This is a genomic window from Methanosarcina sediminis (assembly GCF_052056915.1).
In the GTDB taxonomy this organism is placed as follows: domain Archaea; phylum Halobacteriota; class Methanosarcinia; order Methanosarcinales; family Methanosarcinaceae; genus MTP4.
Genome location: NZ_CP195119.1, coordinates 2,089,319 through 2,109,408, shown reverse-complemented (window position 1 = coordinate 2,109,408; position 20,090 = coordinate 2,089,319). Strand labels below are relative to the sequence as shown.

28 protein-coding genes are annotated in these 20,090 nt (G+C 46.0%); 18 read left to right on the top strand and 10 right to left on the bottom strand.

Annotated features, from left to right (window positions below):
* Nucleotides 1–278 precede the first annotated feature (278 nt).
* The 7 genes from ACSAZK_RS09035 (at nt 279) to dapB (ending at nt 5,713) form a co-directional block, all read left to right on the top strand.
* The gene (locus ACSAZK_RS09035) at nt 279–1,241 is read left to right on the top strand and encodes a hypothetical protein (RefSeq protein ID WP_440953842.1); all 963 of its coding nucleotides are present in this window, start codon (nt 279–281) and stop codon (nt 1,239–1,241) included.
* A gap of 341 nt (nt 1,242–1,582) precedes the next feature.
* The gene (locus ACSAZK_RS09030) at nt 1,583–2,440 is read left to right on the top strand and encodes a heparan-alpha-glucosaminide N-acetyltransferase (RefSeq protein ID WP_440953841.1); all 858 of its coding nucleotides are present in this window, start codon (nt 1,583–1,585) and stop codon (nt 2,438–2,440) included.
* Nucleotides 2,441–2,635: 195 nt separating this feature from the next.
* Nucleotides 2,636–2,887, top strand: coding sequence for a hypothetical protein (locus ACSAZK_RS09025; RefSeq protein ID WP_440953840.1), 252 nt, complete (start codon nt 2,636–2,638; stop codon nt 2,885–2,887).
* Nucleotides 2,888–3,066: 179 nt separating this feature from the next.
* Nucleotides 3,067–3,363, top strand: a complete 297-nt coding sequence (locus tag ACSAZK_RS09020; RefSeq protein WP_440953839.1) for a hypothetical protein — start codon at nt 3,067–3,069, stop codon at nt 3,361–3,363.
* Nucleotides 3,364–3,815: 452 nt separating this feature from the next.
* Nucleotides 3,816–4,010 carry a 30S ribosomal protein S17e gene (locus tag ACSAZK_RS09015; protein ID WP_048177205.1) on the top strand — a complete coding sequence of 65 codons (195 nt, stop codon included), beginning with the start codon at nt 3,816–3,818 and terminating at the stop codon, nt 4,008–4,010.
* Nucleotides 4,011–4,049: 39 nt separating this feature from the next.
* Entirely contained in the window at nt 4,050–4,925 is an 876-nt protein-coding gene (gene dapA, locus ACSAZK_RS09010) for a 4-hydroxy-tetrahydrodipicolinate synthase (RefSeq protein WP_440953838.1), read from the top strand.
* Nucleotides 4,922–5,713 carry a 4-hydroxy-tetrahydrodipicolinate reductase gene (gene dapB / locus ACSAZK_RS09005; protein ID WP_440953837.1) on the top strand — a complete coding sequence of 264 codons (792 nt, stop codon included), beginning with the start codon at nt 4,922–4,924 and terminating at the stop codon, nt 5,711–5,713. The genes dapA and dapB overlap by 4 nt, the downstream gene beginning before the upstream one ends.
* A gap of 858 nt (nt 5,714–6,571) precedes the next feature.
* On the opposite strand, the gene ACSAZK_RS09000 is transcribed toward dapB, so the two are convergent.
* From ACSAZK_RS09000 to ACSAZK_RS08960, 9 genes are all read right to left on the bottom strand, one after another.
* The gene (locus ACSAZK_RS09000; RefSeq protein WP_440953836.1) at nt 6,572–7,054 is read right to left on the bottom strand and encodes a hypothetical protein; all 483 of its coding nucleotides are present in this window, start codon (nt 7,052–7,054) and stop codon (nt 6,572–6,574) included.
* A gap of 260 nt (nt 7,055–7,314) precedes the next feature.
* Entirely contained in the window at nt 7,315–7,899 is a 585-nt protein-coding gene (locus ACSAZK_RS08995) for a hypothetical protein (RefSeq protein WP_440953835.1), read from the bottom strand.
* A gap of 112 nt (nt 7,900–8,011) precedes the next feature.
* Nucleotides 8,012–9,481, bottom strand: a complete 1,470-nt coding sequence (locus tag ACSAZK_RS08990) for a hypothetical protein (RefSeq protein WP_440953834.1) — start codon at nt 9,479–9,481, stop codon at nt 8,012–8,014.
* Between the two features lie 26 nt (nt 9,482–9,507).
* The gene (locus tag ACSAZK_RS08985; RefSeq protein WP_440953833.1) at nt 9,508–9,921 is read right to left on the bottom strand and encodes a hypothetical protein; all 414 of its coding nucleotides are present in this window, start codon (nt 9,919–9,921) and stop codon (nt 9,508–9,510) included.
* An 18-nt stretch (nt 9,922–9,939) separates the two neighbouring features.
* Nucleotides 9,940–11,091 (bottom strand): hypothetical protein, encoded by a 1,152-nt coding sequence (locus ACSAZK_RS08980; RefSeq protein ID WP_440953832.1) that lies wholly within the window; start codon nt 11,089–11,091, stop codon nt 9,940–9,942.
* 34 nt (nt 11,092–11,125) lie between these two features.
* On the bottom strand, nt 11,126–12,193 hold the full coding sequence (locus tag ACSAZK_RS08975; RefSeq protein WP_440953831.1) for a right-handed parallel beta-helix repeat-containing protein: 1,068 nt from the start codon (nt 12,191–12,193) through the stop codon (nt 11,126–11,128).
* A 62-nt stretch (nt 12,194–12,255) separates the two neighbouring features.
* A complete protein-coding gene (locus ACSAZK_RS08970; RefSeq protein WP_440953830.1) occupies nt 12,256–12,603 on the bottom strand; it encodes an ArsR/SmtB family transcription factor in 348 nt (115 codons plus the stop codon).
* Nucleotides 12,604–12,616: 13 nt separating this feature from the next.
* The gene (locus ACSAZK_RS08965) at nt 12,617–12,811 is read right to left on the bottom strand and encodes a hypothetical protein (protein ID WP_440953829.1); all 195 of its coding nucleotides are present in this window, start codon (nt 12,809–12,811) and stop codon (nt 12,617–12,619) included.
* Complete coding sequence (locus ACSAZK_RS08960) at nt 12,808–13,065, bottom strand: PLDc N-terminal domain-containing protein (RefSeq protein ID WP_440953828.1); 258 nt, start codon at nt 13,063–13,065, stop codon at nt 12,808–12,810. The genes ACSAZK_RS08965 and ACSAZK_RS08960 overlap by 4 nt, the downstream gene beginning before the upstream one ends.
* Before the next feature lie 324 nt (nt 13,066–13,389).
* Here ACSAZK_RS08960 and ACSAZK_RS08955 point away from each other — a divergent pair, with 324 nt between their 5' ends.
* The 9 genes from ACSAZK_RS08955 (at nt 13,390) to ACSAZK_RS08915 (ending at nt 18,493) form a co-directional block, all read left to right on the top strand.
* The gene (locus ACSAZK_RS08955) at nt 13,390–13,845 is read left to right on the top strand and encodes a hypothetical protein (RefSeq protein ID WP_440953827.1); all 456 of its coding nucleotides are present in this window, start codon (nt 13,390–13,392) and stop codon (nt 13,843–13,845) included.
* A 32-nt stretch (nt 13,846–13,877) separates the two neighbouring features.
* The gene (locus tag ACSAZK_RS08950; RefSeq protein ID WP_440953826.1) at nt 13,878–14,201 is read left to right on the top strand and encodes a DUF1673 family protein; all 324 of its coding nucleotides are present in this window, start codon (nt 13,878–13,880) and stop codon (nt 14,199–14,201) included.
* Between the two features lie 129 nt (nt 14,202–14,330).
* The gene (locus ACSAZK_RS08945) at nt 14,331–14,945 is read left to right on the top strand and encodes a DUF1673 family protein (protein WP_440953825.1); all 615 of its coding nucleotides are present in this window, start codon (nt 14,331–14,333) and stop codon (nt 14,943–14,945) included.
* Between the two features lie 79 nt (nt 14,946–15,024).
* Nucleotides 15,025–15,642 (top strand): DUF1673 domain-containing protein, encoded by a 618-nt coding sequence (locus ACSAZK_RS08940; protein ID WP_440953824.1) that lies wholly within the window; start codon nt 15,025–15,027, stop codon nt 15,640–15,642.
* Nucleotides 15,643–16,272, top strand: coding sequence for a DUF1673 domain-containing protein (locus ACSAZK_RS08935; protein WP_440953823.1), 630 nt, complete (start codon nt 15,643–15,645; stop codon nt 16,270–16,272).
* Nucleotides 16,269–16,985 (top strand): DUF1673 family protein, encoded by a 717-nt coding sequence (locus ACSAZK_RS08930; RefSeq protein WP_440953822.1) that lies wholly within the window; start codon nt 16,269–16,271, stop codon nt 16,983–16,985. The genes ACSAZK_RS08935 and ACSAZK_RS08930 overlap by 4 nt, the downstream gene beginning before the upstream one ends.
* Nucleotide 16,986: 1 nt before the next feature.
* Entirely contained in the window at nt 16,987–17,733 is a 747-nt protein-coding gene (locus tag ACSAZK_RS08925; RefSeq protein ID WP_440953821.1) for a DUF1673 family protein, read from the top strand.
* 11 nt (nt 17,734–17,744) lie between these two features.
* Nucleotides 17,745–18,122: a hypothetical protein gene (locus ACSAZK_RS08920; protein ID WP_440953820.1), complete on the top strand. Its 378-nt coding sequence runs from the start codon at nt 17,745–17,747 to the stop codon at nt 18,120–18,122.
* Between the two features lie 20 nt (nt 18,123–18,142).
* Nucleotides 18,143–18,493 carry a hypothetical protein gene (locus ACSAZK_RS08915; protein WP_440953819.1) on the top strand — a complete coding sequence of 117 codons (351 nt, stop codon included), beginning with the start codon at nt 18,143–18,145 and terminating at the stop codon, nt 18,491–18,493.
* A 21-nt stretch (nt 18,494–18,514) separates the two neighbouring features.
* On the opposite strand, the gene ACSAZK_RS08910 is transcribed toward ACSAZK_RS08915, so the two are convergent.
* Complete coding sequence (locus ACSAZK_RS08910; protein WP_440953818.1) at nt 18,515–18,967, bottom strand: DUF5788 family protein; 453 nt, start codon at nt 18,965–18,967, stop codon at nt 18,515–18,517.
* A gap of 386 nt (nt 18,968–19,353) precedes the next feature.
* Between ACSAZK_RS08910 and ACSAZK_RS08905 the strand changes: the two genes are divergently transcribed.
* Nucleotides 19,354–19,662 (top strand): hypothetical protein, encoded by a 309-nt coding sequence (locus ACSAZK_RS08905; RefSeq protein ID WP_440953817.1) that lies wholly within the window; start codon nt 19,354–19,356, stop codon nt 19,660–19,662.
* A gap of 27 nt (nt 19,663–19,689) precedes the next feature.
* A complete protein-coding gene (locus tag ACSAZK_RS08900; protein ID WP_440953816.1) occupies nt 19,690–19,824 on the top strand; it encodes a hypothetical protein in 135 nt (44 codons plus the stop codon).
* Nucleotides 19,825–20,090 lie beyond the last annotated feature (266 nt).

The window sequence follows — 20,090 nt, the reverse complement described above, 5'->3', positions numbered from 1 at the left end:
TATTATTCCGGAAAAAGGTCCTCAAAGGTTTTTAAGACCCGGTTTCTTTTTTATAGGCTTCCGAAATAGCCTCTTTTTCACTAAATTCCCACCATTCAGTTCTCCTTTTTTAGAATATTTGATGTCGGAAAGTCTGGCAAAAAATGATAAGTGTTTGACAAAAAATGATAAGTATAAGTACTTTGAACCTGAAAAGTATTGATAGGGAGTTTAAGATCCGGGGTCTGAAAAAAGGGGGAAGGACAGAACCCTTGCGCTATTATGGGAGAGGTGCTTTTATGAAATTTAAGGTATTCAACGGAGGTTTTGGAAAAAAGACGTCGGTCTTTCTTTTTTCACTGTTCATGTTTATCACAATGACCGTTTTTCCTGCAAGCGGGGAAGTCAGTGGCTGGGAAATAAATCCTGCAAACCCTGTGGCAGGAGACACCGTCCTGATCACCGGGAGTGCCTCTCCGAAAGAGGAAGTAGGGTTTCTCGTCTATTTTGAAGAAGATGTCCCGGTGATCGGAGGCACTTACACTTACGAATTGCAAAACGTGGGGGTCCCCGACTTCAACAACCGCTTTACCGTCCGGGCAGAAGGCGTGGAGGACCTTTACGTAAGAGGCAAACTTGTCCTCTGGAGGCAGAGAAGTACAAAGGCAAACGAAGGTGTTGCCGTCCTTTCTGCAGAAAGGGTCCCTCCGGGAACTTACCAGCTCAAGCTTGACGGGAATGCAAAAAGTGGAGTGACGCGGGTGAAGCTGAAAGTTACGGCCCTGCAGGTGGTAAAGGCTGATTCGGAAGGGAAATTCAGCTATGCCTACAGCACGGAGTCCGTCCCCCCCGGAAAATACGAAATCACCGGAGGGAACTATGCAGTAACTGTCGCCCTGCAGCCTGAAGGAAGTCTGGCTTCCGGCCCTTCCTGCCCCGGGACCGCCCAGAAGATCCGGGGGTCGAGAACCACCATCATGCCTGAAGCGGAACCCATCAGTGAAAGCGCTTCAGTTATGGGAACAGCCCAGGCAAAAAGCACATCCCTGCAGGAAGAAGCCCCCGGATCTTTTCAGGAACAAACTCCGGATAGCCGGGGAAGTGAAGGTCCTGAGAATAAAGGGCTAATCGAAAATCCCGGGAAAATAGGACCAATCGAAAACCTTGAGAATAACGAAATGATAGGAGACGGGATATACATGTTAGGGGGAATCGGGGTAGGAATTGTATTCCTTTTTGCTTATTCGAGAAAAGTAAGTTAAAAGAAACTGTGAGTTAAAAGAAACTGTGAGTTAAAAGAAACTGTGAGTTAAAAGAAACTGTGAGTTAAAAGAAACTGTGAGTTAAAAGAAACTGTGAGTTAAAAGAAACTGTGAGTTAAAAGAAACTGTGAGTTAAAAGAAACTGTGAGTTAAAAGAAACTGTGAGTTAAAAGAAACTGTGAGTTAAAAGAAACTGTGAGTTAAAAGAAACTGTGAGTTAAAAGAAACTGTGAGTTAAAAGAAACTGTGAGTTAAAAGAAACTGTGAGTTAAAAGCCAACCCTCCGGCCTCATTGCATATTTATATAAAGACAGTCATATGTTTTTCCGGGGACTGTTTCAATGTACAGAGCTAAGGGCCGTTTCTGGGAAATCGACTTTTTGCGCGGGCTAGCCGTCGTGCTGATGCTGGGCTACCATTTTCTTTACGACCTCGACTTTTTCAGGCTGGCAGAGTTTGAACTTAATTCGGGGCTTCTCTCCTACATCGGCAGGGGTGCGGCAGAAATGTTTATCCTGGTTTCAGGGGCAGCCCTTTCAATAAGCTATTCCAGGGCAAACGGGACCGGGTCTTCATCCTCAACCTCAGCCTCACACTCCTCTTCAACCTTAGCTTCATTCTCAGCCACATCCTCCTCTTCAACCTCCTCTTCAGCCCTAACCACCTCCGCCTTTCCCTCAAAACTTTTCCGGAAATATCTCAGAAGGGGGCTCAAACTCTTCACTCTGGGGCTCGTGCTCACAGCCGTAACCCGGATTTTTCTTCCCGAAAGGTACATCCTTTTCGGGATCCTGCACTTTTTCGGGGTTTCGGCCATACTCGCTTACCCATACCTCAGGCTGAAAGAGGTAAACCTGCTTATGGCTTTACTATTTTTTATTCCCGGTTACTGGCTCGGGACAAGGACTTTCGGGTTTTCAACCCTTATCTGGCTGGGTTTCCGGCCAGAGCACTTCCAGGCCCTGGATTATTTCCCGGTTTTCCCCTGGTTCGGGATGGTCCTCCTAGGGATCTACCTGGGAAATTCCCTGTACGCGGGGGGCATCAGGCAGTTTGCAGTCCCTGCCTTCGAAGGTTCCGGGGCCGTGAAAGGCTTTGCCTGGCTCGGTAAGCATTCCCTTTTTATCTATTTCATCCACCAGCCCCTCTTTCTTGCCCTGCTCTGGACAGCCGGATACCTGGACCTTAACCTGATATAAAAATTTGAGAATTATGTATAAATAATCTCCAGACCACTTCTTTTCGGGGGAATCGCTCTGTTTTCAAGACCACTAACACTATCAGATATTTCACTGCTCGTACAGCTCATAGCTTTTTTAATTCTGGGTTATGCCCTTGCAAAGAAAAAGAAAAATCTCCGGCTGCACGGAAAAGTTGCAACTCTTGCCTTTATCATGGCCCTGCCTTCGGTGGGCTACATGTTATACTCCGCAAGCCTGGGCATTTTCCTTCCTGCTTACGGGTGGCTGCTTACCCTGCACAGGCTTCTCGGCTTCCTGACCCTTGTCCTGGGGATTATTTTTGTCACAAACCAGTGGAAATGGAAAGGCAAAAAATACATGGATATTGGCATATTGTTCTGGACAGGAGCCCTTCTTCTCGGAATTGTAGTGTACCTGATACTTTTCGGGTTCATATCTCCTTGAGCCGCAGAGCCAGGGAAATATAAAACCGCAGGGCTGTGAGCAGGAGTGCCGCAAAACGACTGGTTTTATATATAACCCATGCCCCTAACATATCTTACACTTGATTTTTAGATGTAGCCAGGCCCCCGGATAAATCTCATGGGTCGGCAGGCTGCGAAATATGAACAGTGGAGAACGGAATGTATCTTGAAATTGCAATGTTTGCCTATTTTGTAGTGCTCTTCCTCACCCTCCGGGACATCCGGATTTTCAAGAGGACAGGCTACCTCTCCTACCGGAAAGGTGCTCTCAAGGGGCTTGCAGCCTCTTCCCTGATCCTGATAGGGGCCATTGCCGTGGAGGTAAAACCAGAACTCGGGCTCCTGATTGTCCTGGTTGGTCTCTTTGTCAACCGCAAAGGGACCAGGGAAAAAGTCTTTACCAGCGCAGGGACTCTTGACCGCTTCCTTGGAAAAACGGATTACCTGAAAAAGTAAGGTAAACTCAGAGGAAGAAGCCTGAGGGAAAAAGGAAAGGACATTATCCGAAAATCTTTTTTACCCCAAAAGATATAAATCGGAAGTTACCTATTAGTCGACAAAATTAGTAATTAATCCAAATTTTTATATCCGGTTTTCGGAGATATATCCCCCGGAAGCTGGTAACACTTACTTAACTCAACATTCAACTCAACACTCAACTTAGCACTTACTTAACTCAACATTCAACTTAGCACTTACTTAACTCAACATTCAACTTAGCACTTACTTAACTCAACACTAACTCAGGTAACGATTCAGCGCATTTCTTGCTTTACGTTAACCAGGTTCACAGGAAACATTGTGAGCTATATCGAATAACTGAATAAATCAAATAAACCGTAAACCAAATAAACCGAAAATCTTGACGCCTGGAAAAAAACGGCGAAAAACATAGAGGAGAAGATATCATGGGAAATATTAGACAGACCAACATCAAGAGAACCGCATTCAAGTTAATTGAAAACTACGGAGACGTCTTTACAAAAGATTTCGATACAAACAAACTTCTTGTGGCCAAGTACACGACCATTGAAAGCAAGGTTATCAGGAACCGGGTAGCAGGCTACGTCACAAGGAAAGTTGCACGCGCAAAAATAATCTGAGCGCAACCCCGGGATACCGGGAAGAAGTTGGGGATCTGTATGTTTGAAGGAGCAATGCCTGCCCTGATCACTCCTTTCACGAAGGATGACAGGATTGACGGGGAAGGCCTGAGAAGAAATATCGCGTTTGTGGAAGCAGGAGGAGTCACAGGTATAGTACCCTGCGGCACCACCGGGGAATCAGCAACCCTTTCCGCAGCCGAGCATGAAGAAGTGATCGACATCGCCGTGGACTGTGCAAAGGTCCCGGTGCTTGCAGGAACAGGGTCGAATAATACGGGAGAAGCCCTCCAGTTTACAAAACACGCCGCAGATGCGGGTGTGGACGGCGCTCTTTTAATTTCACCTTACTATAACAAGCCTAACCCTGCAGGGCTGCTTGCGCACTTCACGAAAATCGCAGAGGCCGTGGACATACCCATAGTGCTGTACAACGTCCCGTCCAGGACAGGGCAGGATATGCCCGTCGAGGTCATTACCGAACTTGCAAAGGTCGGAAACATCGTAGGGATCAAGGAAGCCAGCGGGAGCCTCGACAAGGCAACCAGGATCCTTGAAAACACCGTGGACGAGGACTTTATAGTGCTCTCCGGGGACGACGGCCTGACCCTCCCGCTCATGTCCATAGGAGGTAGCGGGGTCATCTCGGTTACAGCTAACATCGTGCCCGAGAAAATGTCCGGGATGGTGGATGCAGCCCTCAAAGGAGACTACGAAACAGCCAGGAAGTTCCATTACGAAATGGCTCCCCTGATCCGTGCGCTTTTCCTGGAGACAAACCCGATTCCTGTAAAGAAGGCCGCCGAACTGGCAGGGTTTGCCAGCGGGCATGTAAGGCTCCCTCTAGCTCCCCTCGCAGATGCCAACACTGAAAAGCTTGCAGAAGAACTCGGGAAACTGGGGGTCCTCAAATGATCAACGCAGCAGTTTTAGGAGCCTGCGGCAGGATGGGCTCCCTGATTATAGAAAATATCACGAGCTCCCCGGGCATGCAGCTCGTTGCCGCCTTTGACGTTGGCAATGTCGGAAAAGACGCCGGGGAAATGGCCAGGGTAGGGACACTCGGAATCGAGGTCTCGGACGTAAAAGACATGGAAACGGTCCTGAAAAAGACCGAAGCCGACGTCCTGATCGACTTTACAATAGCCGGCGCAACCGTGGTAAATGCCCCCAACGCAGCCAGATGCGGAGTCAACCTGATCATAGGAACAACAGGCCTGACCCCCGAACAGAGGGCAGTGGTCGACGGCGCAATCCAGGAAAATGGAGTCCGCGCAGTGATCGCCCCGAACTTTTCGGTCGGAGTCAATGTCTTTTTCAAGATCATAAAGGAAGCCGCAAAGTACCTTGCCGACTACGACATCGAGATCATCGAAGCCCACCACAACCAGAAGAAGGACGCCCCAAGCGGCACCGCTCTTCGGGCAGCCGACGTGATCAGCGAAGCCCTGGGAGGTAAGGAATACGTCTACGGCAGGGAAGGAATAGCTCCTCGGGACAAGGAAATCGGGATCCATGCCGTTCGCGGTGGAGACATCACCGGAGACCACACCGTCCTCTTTGTCGGAAACTCCGAAAGGATCGAAATCAACCACATGGCTCACTCCCGCCAGATCTTTGCCAAAGGCGCAGTCCGTGCAGCCGAATGGGTCTGCGGACAGGACCCCGGCATCTACAACATGGACGACGTCCTCGGGCTTTAAAACAAAAAGCTCACTTTAAGACAACAACTTTACTTTAAAACAAAATCTTCAAAACAATAAACCGTTTCGGGCCCTGACCCCTATCAGGCCCGATACAGGAACTTTTTTTCTCCGAATTTAACACAGGCCAGGTTCCTTTGAATTAAGCTTCCTGTCATATTGCTTGAAACGGCCCTAATTTTTGTGACAAAGTTTAATACTGATTCCAATTCTGGTTATCTACTTCTTCGTATCGAGAACATGGGCCCTCACCGCTTGCGAAGCAAGCGGCCCTTCACGAAATTACTGAAAAGAAGTGTCTGCAAAATAAATTGCCATTATGAACTTTTACTTTTATTCGACTCACTTGACGTCAATATTCTGATTTTATATATAGTCCCAGATGTAAATATTTACACTTACTTTGTAACCACGGAAGACACGGAAAGCACGGAAGGCTTGTGCCCCTATTTCATTTATTCCGTTTTTTCCGTGCTTTCTGTGGTTAAACTTTAACTTGAGATTGGTGAAAGAATTTTGGTCACTTTTACTTTCTGCCTTTTCTCTTTAATTCCGGAAAGGCCGGTCGCCTTCGGCGTCCGGGAACAATAAAGACGGAAGATCCAATTCCGGTTGCAGGGGGTCAAAATTCAGGAGTTCGAACCGGATATTGCTCCTGTTTTTTGAACCAAGCTATTTTAACTTGTTTTTTTACTTTGCCTTTCATTTTCTTCCGTAACCTCACGATTGAAGAGCTTTACCATAAAGTCCTCCTGACTACAAAGTCGGACATCTGAACACAAGTACCCTATTTGACCATAAACCCAAAAACTACTAGCAAGTAAACCATACAATTATTCGGGAAAAGCGACAATGTTTTTAGTCGACGTGACTGATAAATTCCATAAGCTGTAATATAAAGAGAAGTAATGCAATAACCAAATATGCTTTTTTTCTAAATGCAATTAAGAATCCTATTAGTGAATGGGCAAGCGAATACTTCCAGGAATCATCAATGATACCAACTATGTACGGCCATTCAAAATATCTATCAAGTCGTTCAAATTGGAAATCAAGAATTGCACCGATGGGTCCGGCATAAAAGAACATAAGTGGAAATACCAATAGTCCCAATATTGCAGAAGACAGTTTGTTTCCAGTGTAATAGGCATAATAAGCCAATGTGACAATTGGCCCAATAAGTAAAACAGGCATAACAAACGGATCGAGTAGGACCCCTAGTAACGCAAGTATGAATGGAAAGCCCAGGATGACAAATATGGAATAAGATGGATTTTTAATGGCATCTCTAACTCGATTTAAATATTCGGTTTTTTTATCTGCAGACAGTTTTAGGTCCATTGTCGTTAAATCCCTCATTTTTATAATTGAACAAAAATACATGAAAGAATTATTGCCCAATTTCTGACAAATTTATATTAGCTACGTTAGCTACTTTTCAAACACAGGCAGCTTTATCATCACAGAACATAGTAGTCATTTCATTGTTCAATTCTTTGTGATCGTAAAGTGCTCATCAATTATAGATCACCGAAAAAACGAACCATGAGACCACAAGGTCCGCTTAATCGGAAAGGAACCCGCGCAAAAACACATAGGACTTATTCTTTGCTGAAAACTAACCCCGAACTGAGATTTTCTACCCTGTCCGCAACAATCACATTCCCTCTTACTCCGACTTTTTTCCCAGGATACCATTTCCCGGTAATGCTAAGCCTATCTCCTTTCGAAATAAGGCAGACCCCGCGATACAGCACAACCGCCGACCCTCCGGCATATTCCATGGAAAACAGGCTCTCATACCTGCTAAAAATTCCTCCGAGCACAAACCCGAAGGGTATGCCAAAGAAGAAAGACGGCCTTTCATAAACTTTTGAGTCGCTCAAAGCCTCTGATTCAACTCCCTCCGATTCAACTTCCCCTGATTCAACTCCTTCTGATGTACCTTTCCCTGATTTGACTCCTTGGACCCCGAATTTATCCCCCTCACTTTTCCGGGGAAAGGCCAGGGAATCCGTAAAAACGAGACAAAAAAGAAGAGAACCAGCTATTAGAACAATCATTCCCGCAGCTATGATTCCCCAGAGGAGCTGGGCTTTAAAGTAGGAGTAAATAAGAATACACAGAATAAGTACAGCCAGAACCGCAGAAGCGGCGATAAAATAAGCACGGTCTCTTTTGTCCAATATTAACCCTCCTGAATTAACAACAAATTATTTTCCGGCCAGTTTCCCGAAGGAGCCTGAAAACCATATTTTCGTGTTCATCGAGATTTCAATTCATTCATAGATATTTCCATTATACTGTTTCATTATTTTTTGCATATACAAGCATTTCAGCCTTCGAAAGAGACTCTTCCGTAAAGACAGTAAACGAGGGAGCCTCCTTTCCCGGCAAAAAGATAATGTCACTTTCCTCCGTAGTTTTGTTTTCCTTTATCAGAACATTATGGTACCCCCTCTTACCGATAGTTACAGGATACCGGGGTTTTGGACTTGGGAAACGGACCAGTTCCAGTGGAAGAAGGCTCCCGTTCTTAAGCACAAAAATATCATTATTGAGCCTCCCATCATAAATGGCCCTCAACCCCTTATCAACCTCAATATAGAGCCCTTCTTTTCCAAAGGTAAGTTCCCTGAGCCTGATCTCTTCAAATTCTCCCAAAAGCTCAAGAGGATGCGGAGCCTCCTGGAAACTATCAGTACTTTCACTGGAATACCAGCTTACGGCCCCCTCGCTGTTCACATCCACATGGAAGAAATTCCACCTGTCTCTTCGCTCTCCCCAAAATTCCAGCAGGATATGTTCAGGAACCCCCTCAGACCCGATCCTGACCCTTAAATTGCTAAAAACTGCGGTCTCGTTTTCAACCCCGGTTTCATTAACCGTAAGGGCCCAGAGCTCGGAGAGAGGGAGTTCGTAAGGCTCTGGAGTCAGGGCCACAGTCTCCAGGGTATTTTCGGTACAGCCTGCGCTTATAAGATCCAGGGGACTGCTGCCATCTGTTTTTTCCACCGCATATTCGACACATAGGGCCTTATCCAGGTCTTCTTCGAGAAAAACGAGTATATGGTCGGGAAGACCGGGTTCCGGACCATTTTCATTCACCTCGGAGATTGTCAAACTGGATTCGGAACTTATTACTTCGTTGAATACGCCTATTTTTTCCTCTTTTATTGTGGTATTGCAAGCTCCGGGTCTGTTGAACACAATCTGGCACCAGGGCTCCCTGCTCCCAAACTCGATACGGTCCAGAGGGACAGCTTTTCCGTTCTCGAAAAGATACAAATCGTAAGGTTCCCCTCCGTAACCTATGCTCCCGACCAGGAAATCCGCATGAACCAGCAAGCCCCGGGAAGGATCAAAAAAACCGGAGTCACCGGACCCTATCGTTTCTACCGCTTTGAGGACAGGCAGGGGATGATTACTTTTCGGAAAGTCCCCTTCCACTTTCGACTCACGCCAGCTAACTTTACCGCTTTCATCCACTCTTACCTGGAAATACCCCCATTCACCGGACTTTGTCCCCCTGAATTCCAGAAGGACATATTCCAGGGTTCCGGAATCCTGCATACGGATAACAAGCTGGTCAAGCTCCGCAGATTCGTTTCCAACCCCGGTTTCATTAACCGTAAGGTCCCAGAGTTCGGAAAGCGGGAGTTCGTAAGGCGTAGAATTCAGGAAGAGATCTTCCGAAGGCCTCTCGGCACAGCCCGTAAATATAAGGAAAGCCGAAAGCAGAAGAAATACTGAAATTTTTTTTCTCATCAGATCCCTCATTTCAAACAGTGATTTCAAACAGTGCTCTCGCCTATGGAAAGAGGCCAGCCTTCAGCATAATCCGCATAGAGTCTTACTTCAACAGTATTCCAGGGCTGGACGTTCGTACTATGCGTTCTTGTGAACCTGCCGTCCAGTGTGAATTTGAAAGTACAATCCATTCCAAGCCCCGGTATTAGGGACCGTAGGGGTTTTGGCAGGCCCATAGTTTCATCCGGGGCCAGTTCATACGTTTCATCAAGCACGGAATTATTCTCCGAATCAAAAACCTCAACCCTGAGTTCATGCGTCCCTTCGTCCAGATTATGGGCATAAATGAGAGGGGACGGCGGCCCTACAAGTAAATATGGAGTGACTATGAACGAAACTGCAAGGAGCAAAATTAGAACAAAAGAACCTATAAGTGCCTTCCTTTTGAGATTTTTCATCGGCTTTGTCCCTCCGCATTAACTTTGATCACCGTCACCAATTATTTTCAGTAATTCCTCAAGGTCGGCAGTCTCTCCGGATTTTACGGCTTTCCCGTCCCCTGTCAGGGTATACTTACCCTGAAAAAACCCTCTGACCCTGAAATGCTCGGGCTCCAGGTCCTTCGTAGCCGGAGACGTGTCCTCCACCAGGTATAGCAGGACATCTTCCCCAGGTTCAAAAGAAGCTTCGTCTTCAACATCCATTCCAAGGTTTCCGACTGTGCCTCCAAGCACCCTCACAACGACCTCATTTGAAGGGAGGGAATTCTTGAGATATTCGTCCACTGAAATCACAACATCCCTGTAGATAACCGCATTCCAGTCAAGGCCCTCAAAGGCGTTTTCAGGCTGCTCCCCATCAGGAGTGTTCCACCTTGCAGGCAGGATTTCCTTTACCGAACCGATAAGGATCAGGTCGGATTTATTAGCAAGCTCTTCAGGGCTCAGGTATATGAGCTCATAGCTAACTTCAGTGGCTACTACAGGTTCATCTGAAGCATTTAGCTCCTCAACTGCTCCTTTTTCGGGAGAAGAGCCGGACTCCAAAAGAGAAGAATCGTTTTCAGCCTCCACGAAAATACTGCCATTATTCGAACGAAGCCTGCCTATCCAGTAGGGTTTTGTGATGCTTTCCCCTGCTGAAGTGTGGTACTCGGCAAAGAGGGTGTATTCCCCAGGCGGGAGAGTCCAGCAACTTGAATCCCGCCATGCCTGCAGGAACTCTCCGGGCTGTAATTCCACAAGGGCCTCGTCCGTCAACTGGACCCTTTCAATTACGCCGCATTCATAGGGGACGTATGAACCGTTTGAATCCAGGAAAAAAATGTCATAACTGACCTGTTCCTTCATCTCCCACACGTTTACGGGCGTATCGCCCGTGTTTGCCAGGAAGAGTTCAATCTCAAAAATTTCCCCTTCAGCCACCCGGATTTTTTCCGGCATCACATTGAAATTCAGCTCCCCTTCCTGGGAAACCGGTTCTCTGTCCCCGATACAGCCCCCTGCACCCACAATAAAGCATAAGATAACAACAGAGAGCAGCCCCGGCGCATAGAAAGCTTGCTTTGATTTTATCGCGGTTACCAGGTGTTCAAATTTTGAGAAAACTGCCTCTTTTCTTGCTTGCATTTAGACCTTCCTCCTTTTTGTGTCGATCCGATACCTATCCTCGTCGATACCTATCCTGGTCTGCGGTATTGATCCCTTTTATATTGCCTCTGATGAAATTGCCTGCCAGGGTATTGTTTTCGGAAGCATTTTCCCGGATCCAGGCCTGCCTCTTATCAGAACCATCAAAACTCCAGAACCCGCCAAGCAGGTAATTGTTTAAGAAAAAGAGTTCGATTCCGTGCCTGCAGTTTATGCTTACAGTGTTGTTACAGAGAAGATTCCGGTCCGAAAAATTCAGGCCTATGCCCCGGCAGCTGTTCAGGACAGACCTGCCCTCCGATTCGGCTTCCTGGGTCCCCTGCAGCAGGATTCCGGAGTATGCAGTGTCCAGGATCGTGTTGTTTTCCAGCCGGTTACTTTCGGCATTCTCAAGCCGAATGCCGTAGCTGCCGTTAACCTCTACCGTATTATTTATCAGGCTGCAGTCGTCCGAATTTTTCAGGAAAACAGCACAGGTGTTGTCCCTGAACACATTATCTGCAAGCATGCAGTCCCGGGCTCCGTCGAGAAAGATACCGGCACTTTTTTCAGGATCGTTACTCCCGTTTGCCCCTTCCACAGTAAACCCCCTGATCTCCAACACCCTACGTGTTACATGGATAACGGGAGCTTCGGGATCGGCTGCCCTTATGACCGTATCCTCAGGGTTCCCGGACTCGGCCCGTATCGTCACCTGGGAATCCACAACCAGGTTTTCGGTATAGGTCCCGGGGGCAACAAGGATTATTTCCCCGGCAAAAGGACACTTCAGGGCCTCTCCGATTGTCAGGAAGCGCCCACCCCCGCTTCCGTCCACCCTTACAGTTAAGGGGGGCCAGCCGAAACTCGCAAAGACTTCAGCACTGACAATCACACTTTCTTCACCGGAAAGAATCTCTTCGACGTACTCAGTTGTGCATCCACAGCATCCCTCTGCACTTACATCGGATTCTAAGGAATCGGATTTTCCGAGAGGATATATGGGTACTTCAGCTTCTCCTTTACAGGCTAAGGGAACCACTGTCAAAAACAACATAAGAGTTAGCAGAACTCCTGCGTTCAGACTTTTGTTCAGCTTCATTTCAGCACCTTATTTAAAGACCCTACATTTCTTATGGCGGAAAATAAAACCAGCCAGAAAAATCAGGCCAGACGGAGGTCCGGATCATCCTCCATACACTCCTGAAGCAGGCCGGAAAGAGCGGTTCTGGTGACAGTATTTCTCCCCGGAATAAGGATTATCAACTTCTCGACAGGAGCGTAGACCTTGATTTCTCGGCCTTTCCGGCTCCATTTTACCCCCGAGACCCTTATAAGGTCGGTTTCAAGCAGAGAATCGAGGTTGTACTGGAGGGTGTTTAGCCGCAGGTCAAGCCTGCCCGCAAGCTCGCTTGCTGACATGTTTTCGGATTTCAGGACCTGCAGGATTCTTATCGAAGTTTCGTTGGAGAGGACCTGTATGAGTTTTCTGGAATCATTCGAAAGGGACAAAATCCGCAATTTTTCATCGGAAGCTTGAGCTTGCATACCTGAGCTTTGAATACCTGAGCTTTGAATACCTGAGCTTTGAATACCTGAGCTTTGAATACCTGAGCTTTGAATACCTGAGCTTTGAATACCTGAGCTTTGAATACCTGAGCTTTGCATACCTGAGCTTTGAATACCCGACCTTTGCATACCTGACCCTCTTTTCTTTCATTCCCTGCGAGCTCCGGGAATATTCCGGATATCCATCAATTCTTTCAAAAAGGCATAGTACTGGTCATTTCTTTTTATCAGGAAATAATACAGAAATGCCCCTATAGGATGCCAGAAAAATACCACCAGGCACCAGAGCAGTTTTTCAAACTCGCTTCCGGAGGGAAAGTACTCTACAGGGCGCCGGAGGCAGTCAACCAGCATCGTGATCCAGAATATAAAAATTGTTAATATAACGACAACAAACAGCACCATGTATTCTTCCTTTATTTCACAACCTTTTTCCCGGAACTTTCCTCTTATCAGGGAACAATACTAAGTTTTCCGGACGGTTCCTGACAATTCAAAGGGCCTGTGCGGCCATTCGATTCAGAGCATATATCTTTAATTTTTTAAACCTGACCAATGGAAATTTATTTCTTTTACATATACCTTTTATGGCCAAATCATCAAACTGTTTTTGTAACAATTAAAAAAACTGGCATAAATAATGTCAGATATCGGAACTTTTTCCAGGAAAAACTTAAGGAATATAAAAAGATCGCAAGATATAAGTAGTCAACATCCGTATGTTTACACATGTTCCTTCCGGCAGGAGATAAACAGTTCAAGTTCTGGGTCCTGCGTCGAAACGGGCTCCCGAACATTAATATAGCCAAACAGTTCGGGGTCTCCAGGCAGGCGGTCTCCAGGGCCCTTCTCAGCATGGACAAGCGCATCGAAGAAACCCTGCTTGAGATGGCCCGGGCAAACCGGATAGAGGTGGAAAGGGCCAATCCGAAGAAGGGAGTCCTCTTCGGACACTCAGTCCCCTTCAAAGCCAATGCAATCATCTTTATCTCGGCCAAACACGGGATGCAGGTCTGGTACGAACATGAAGGGGACTGCGGGTCCTGCGAGCGGTACAGGGAATGCATCGAACTGCTCTGGGACTTTGCGGAGGAGATGCATATAAAACTCAAGAGTTCCGAGGATCCAACAAAGCTTGCGGACGAATTGTTCGGGAAATTGAAGGAGATGACAGAAGAGGCCTGACTTAAGGCAGATAAAATAAGGAAGGGGAAACGATGAATGTATTTGCAAAAAGTATAAGGAAACTTATGGGGTGGTGTCCAAATGCAAAAACACTTGAAAACAACCCCTGGACTAACCCTGATAATTTTGAAACATGTGATAGGTCCGGAGGAGAAAAAGATGATCGGTCCGGAGGAGAAAAAACCGGAAGCAACCTTAGCCGTATGAAAGGACTTGGATTGTTAATTACAAGTGTAGGCACTTTAGCTGCGGCGTTGTCACTTGCTCTGGATTTAAAGGGGAACGTATCATCACTTATGGTAGGAGTAGGGACGCTCTTATTTTTAATTGGCATTCTCCTCTACATTAGATCCTGAGCAGCAAGAGAGTTTGCAGAGGAGATGCATATAAAACTCAAGAGCTCCGAGAACCCCACAAAAATTGCAGATAAGTTGTTCGGGAAATTGAAGAGGATGACAGAGTCGGAATGATTCCGGTGAGAAAATATGATTCAGGGGATGGGACAGTACATAAGGGAACTGATGGGATGGTGCCCAAATGCGGGTGCTATGGAATCCAGAAAAGCAGTGCAATTCGATGACCTGATGGTAAGTGTGTCCGGTAGTGCTGGAGAACCAACCCGCACCACTCCGGGATGGTGGAACAAATACCGCAACAGGATTCTATTGAACTCACTAATTCTCACGCTGCTGGCTATTGGCTTTTTTATTTCAGAGGGGAAAAACAGATTGGACCTATTTATGATAGGTATAATCTCAGGTTTGGTGTTCAGCCTATTTACAGGGGTAATTGAATGGCGCAGACTCAACAAAGCTGCTGCCGGAGGATTCGGAAGGTTGCAGGTAATCAGGAAACGGATGTTAGTTAACTCTCTGATTATAATCGGACTCATATTCATTGGTAGCTTCATCATCAGTTATTTCGCTGTAAAGACTGGCAGCACCATTAGAGAGATCTATGCATTTGCCTCAGGTTTCATTTTAATTGTCTGGATCCAGTATTTTGAAGTGGTTTACTGGGAGCGGAAAAATAAGAAGACATTGATTGTAGAGAAAGCATCTTTTTACGCGGTAGATGCTGAAGCAGGGGAAACCAAATGAGAATTTGTACGAAAAGTGAAGTCGGGTTCAGGACAATATATTCCAGAGACGTATACCCTGAAGGAAAGGGGGAACCGAAATGAACGGGGCAGGAGAATACATCAAAAAGCTCACGGGATGGTGCCCCTATGTAAAAACACCTGAAACCCGACATCCCATCCTTCCGGAATATTTTAGTGCGAATACCCTAGCTGGAGGCAGAGATTCCGGAGACCCGGAAAATCCTGGCTGGTCCCGGAAACTGAGCAGCAGGATCCTCCTGATTGATTCTTTTCTTACACTTGTATATATCCTTGTATTGGCCCAATTGGGCGTAAATGCAACGGCTTTCCTCGCCGGATTGTTTATTTCCGTAACGTTTCTCGTCTTTTACTGGAAGAAGCAGATGCACAGGTACGATACTCTCGCGCAAAGACCGGTTCTTGACTATACCGGCAAGAAAAACCTGTATAGAAGACTGTTTCGAATAATAACTATAATTTTCTATGCCGCACTTTTTTGCTGGATTTTTGCCGGAGATCAGGAAAGGAATATTCTCATGAAAGGGACCCTGTCTTTCTTTGCAGGAGGGCTTGTTTCCCTGTGGTTATGCTATCTCCAGATACTCTACTGGGAGCGGAAAAACCACAAAACGATCTATCTCAACAAAAGCTTAGGAAAATGGAAAAAATCGTATATCATCAGGGAGGAAAGATAAGTGCCTTCAAAACCTGTTGTTTTCGATCAGGTCAAAAAGCTGATGGGATGGTGCCCTAACGCCAGAGCAGCTGAAGCAGGACCCCGGATTAGCCCTGTGAATTTTGAAGCAAACGATTTGTCAGGAGGAGAAAAAGCAAGAAGTCCGACGGTTCCAGGCCAGCATTCCAGGCTTGATACCCAACTCCTTCTGCTACCAATTTTCTTTACTCCTGTTTATATAAGCCTATTTCAAAAAGGTATAAACACAGAGGCTTTCCTTCTTGGCCTTTCACTTTCATTACCGATATATCTGCTCGGCTGGAAAAAGCAGACGCATCAGTACAATGCCGCGAAAGAAAAGCCTGTTGTTTCTCCTTCCTTCAGAAAATCGTTATTCTGTGTTATCTTATTCCTGTTTTTGGGTCTTATTTTGCTCATGGCCTTCCTGCCTTACATCTCGTCTCATGCGGCCCATCTTCTTAACGATCGGACACTGAATTCTTTTGTTTCAGGAACTCTGATTCCGATGTGGGGCTTCTATTTCCAGCTAATTTACTGGGAGAGAAAAAACCATATGAAAATGTATATGAAAAGAGAAAAGGGACAGCAAAAGCTGTATGCCCTTGGGGAAAAGAAGGGAGAACTATGAACCTGAATACCGAATACATTAAAAACCTGATGGGCTGGTGCCCGGTTTGCAGGAAAATAGAACCGGAAAAAGAGCAAACATTCTTTTTTGCAAACCAGGCCGCAGTTTCCGGTAAAACGGGAAACTCTCAGGATACCCTGACTTCAAACGTAACCTTTCCCGCAAATACCTCCCTTTTTGTCCTCCTGTTTACAGTAGGCTTCAACGTGCTCCTGAGGGTCGAAGACTTTTCCCTCTTTCTGGCCGGCCTCGTCCTGCTCAACGCAATATATTGCCGGCTTGCCCTCAAGGCCTTCAACACAGCGGTCCGGACAGGTAGCAAAAGCCTGTACCTGCGGGGCTTCAGGCTGAAGGATTTTGAAATACCTTATGAGGAGATTGAAAGCGTTGTGGAAATCAAAATCGAAAAGCGTTCAAAGAAAAGCTCCCTGATCCTGTATATGCTTGGAGGAATCGCCATTTGCTTCGTCCTTGCCTATTCGACTCTGGAAGGTGACTGGAGACCTTTTCTGCTTATAATATCCGTTCTCCCCCTCATTCTGTTTCTGCTGGCAAAGCAAAAAGGCCGGTATCAGGATCTGAATACGCAGCTCTACATAAAAACCAGGAATAAAAAATGGTATGAGTGGACATCATACTATTCCATAATAACGGACGAAGCCTCGGCTGCAAGGCTTAAGTCCTTTATTGAAAGGCACCCGGAGAGAAGGTAAAATGGTTTTTCCGGGATACTTCAGAAAACTGATGGGCTGGTGCCCGATGAAAGATTCCCTCCGGGAAGAGAGGCAAAAAGACTGTTTACCAGGCTTTGAATTGGAAAATAGAAGCCTTCAATTGAGTTCCTCTCCAGCAGGTCTGCAGGAAAACAGAAATTTTAAGGCGCAGGTTAGCCTTTTTCCCGGATGGAAGCCTGTAATAATTATTCTCTTCGCAGCAGTAAGCTCCTTTCTACTATGGATATATAGCCATGAAAACTCTTTTTTATTTATCCTTTCAGAGCTGATTCTGTATTTACTTCTCGTAGTGCCATTACTTTCCCATTTTTCCAGTACTGTCGCGGTAACGCCTGAAAAAATCATAATCAAAAGACCTCTGCGTAAGCCCTTTGTGATTGAAAAAGGGGACATCAAGCAAATCTCGGTACCAAAGAACGATAACCATTCCCTGCGCTGGCCGATGCGCTTATTCTACCTTGCTACCATTTCAATTATCCTGCTTCGTACCGTAGAAAGGATAAACAGGGATCTACAGCTGGAAGAAGCAGCTACATTCTCCGCAAAACTCAGCCTGTTTCTGGGAAAATTTCTGGTAGTTTCGTTTCTACTTGTGCTTTATTATATCTTCGAACTTCGAGCGCCTTATCAGCGGATCCTTAAAGTAACTATGCACTCAAACCTGAAAGTCTGGATATATACCGAAAAACCGGAAGAGCTTAAAGCTTTCATTAAAAGGCATTTGTGAAGGCGTATGAAATGGCATTTGTGAAATACTTCCGAAAACTTATGGGCTGGTGTCCAATGAAAGCAGGTGATTGGGGAGAAAAGCCGGAAAAACGCCTGCAAGGTTATGGCAGCGTTAACCAGAGCCTTCAGAGAATCCCCGGTCGCCAGGAAAAAAAGGTACTGAAAGTCCCGTTTAGCTTTGTTAGGGACACGGGACCTGCAAAAATTCTCATACCTATGTTAATATGCTCCTTTGTCCTGCTAATGTACAGCCCACACGGATCATTTATTGGCCTTCTTGCGGTTATCATGCCGTATCTAGCAGTTGTACTGCTGGCCCTCCGGTACAGGACAGCCCTTGAAATAACTCCAGACCGGCTCTCCATAGACCACTTTTCAGGCCGCTGATGATATGGAAAAAGGATATAATGGAATGTTCGAAAAAGAAGAATGAAAACCGTTCCCTGCGCTGGGCGATACGTCTGCTCACCCTGACAGCCGTTCTTTTTCAGGTCATAGAGCTGGGAGCCCGGACTTTGCAGGAACTGGAGGAATCTGCCCCTCTCCCAGCAAAGCTCAGCCTATTTTTATTGCGGTTATGGCCCATAGCCCTGCTCCTGGTGCTTTACTATAACGTAGAGGTCATGGCACCTTATCCACACTCTCTTGAGATCATCACCCGATCAAAGCAAAAACTCCGGTTTTATTCAAGGAACCCGAAGGAACTTGCAGAAATGTTCACGACAAAGAATATAATTTCTGAGTGGGAAGACCCATGAATTCATAAAATTCCAAATTCATTACTTTATGCTCTTGATAAATTGCTGCCAGCGCTTCTCATCAGCCACTTTCTGGGCCGTGATCATCCTCTTGAGTTCCTCGGCCGAGTCTTCGCCCCCTTTCCCCGCAAGCTTGTCCTTTAACTCCATCACCGTCCGCAAGAGCCCGATGGCTTCTTCATAGAGTGCTTCAGCTTCAGCCTTTGTAAGCTCCTCGGTCTCCAGCAGCTCCTCGTTTGCCTTTGCCCGGGCTTCGAGCTCAGGGAGGAGAGCCCTTATTTCGGCAGTTTCTTCCGGTTCCGGAAATTCCTTTTCCCCGAGTTTTCGGACCATCTCCCGCAGCCTGTACTCCTTTCCGTCGATTTCAACGCTTTCCGGGATTTTCTTCCCGACCCAGGCAAAATCGCTGCGGAGGCTCCAGAGCAGTTTCTTTCGCTCCGGTTCGGTGATCAATTCCATATCTGCGTTTTCCATCTCTTTCCCTCCCAGGAACATGTAAAGAATTTCCTTGAAATCTTGATAGGTTTCTATAGTTTCTCTTCCTGATTTCTTATTCCTTTCGATTCCTGTCCGAAAAGGCCGCTTCTACCTGCCGTTGAAAAGAATATTCAAAACTTAATATGCATTGATATATATTATTTGCTATTCATTGAACACATACTAATTATATTATTGGCTCATCCCATACTGGTTTTGGATTTAAAATATGCGAAGAATTAAATAATTACACATATTATAATCTTCGGGGAAACGCAGCCTGCTGGTATTCAGGTTGGGATCTTGGGGAAGATACGCGACTATTCATTTTTCCTGTAGAATCTGGCAGTAGCTGAGATTCCCAATAAATCTCGAATGGGGGAATGAAAGAACTGAAACATCTAACTCGATTTTTATTGTTGATAACATGTGTAGGCTTGCTGATAGGGACAGCCTCTGCTTGTGAGTGTTATAGTCCCGGCTACTGGAAAAACCACCCGGATGAATGGCCTGTTGAAAGAATCACAATCGGTGGTACAGAATATATAAAGGGAGACGCAGATACAGAAGGAACTGCTATATATTTCATGTCCCAACCTGTAAAAGGCGACAAGACAATAACAATGTTCAAAGCACTGGTCGCCGCCAAACTGAACGAGGCAAATGGTTGTACATTGCCGGATTGCATATAGGAATGCATATAGGATGCTGACGACTGGATGGCATGCTATGGTCCGGTTGAAGAGAAGTGCGTAAAGGCAAACAGTTGTGCCTGGAAATGCGGAGAACCTCTCTACGAGTGCCTGGACGCTTACAACAACGGAAGGCACTGCTGCTATTGCTGCGATGATTAATACATCAGAAATTTAACTGAGAAAAAGTTCTAACGAATTTAACTGAGAAAAAGTTTTAACGAATTTAACTGAGAAAAAGTTCTAACGAACTAAAATGTGGAAAAGTTCTAACGGGATGAGGACCTAACTGTTATATAACCGGGGTTGAAACCCGGAAAATATTATCCTTCCTGCAAAGAACATAAAAAATAATTCAAAGGACCTCAGCGTGAAAAAACGCCGGGGTATTCCTTATTTTTATATAGTACCAGAGTTATCTGGCTCAA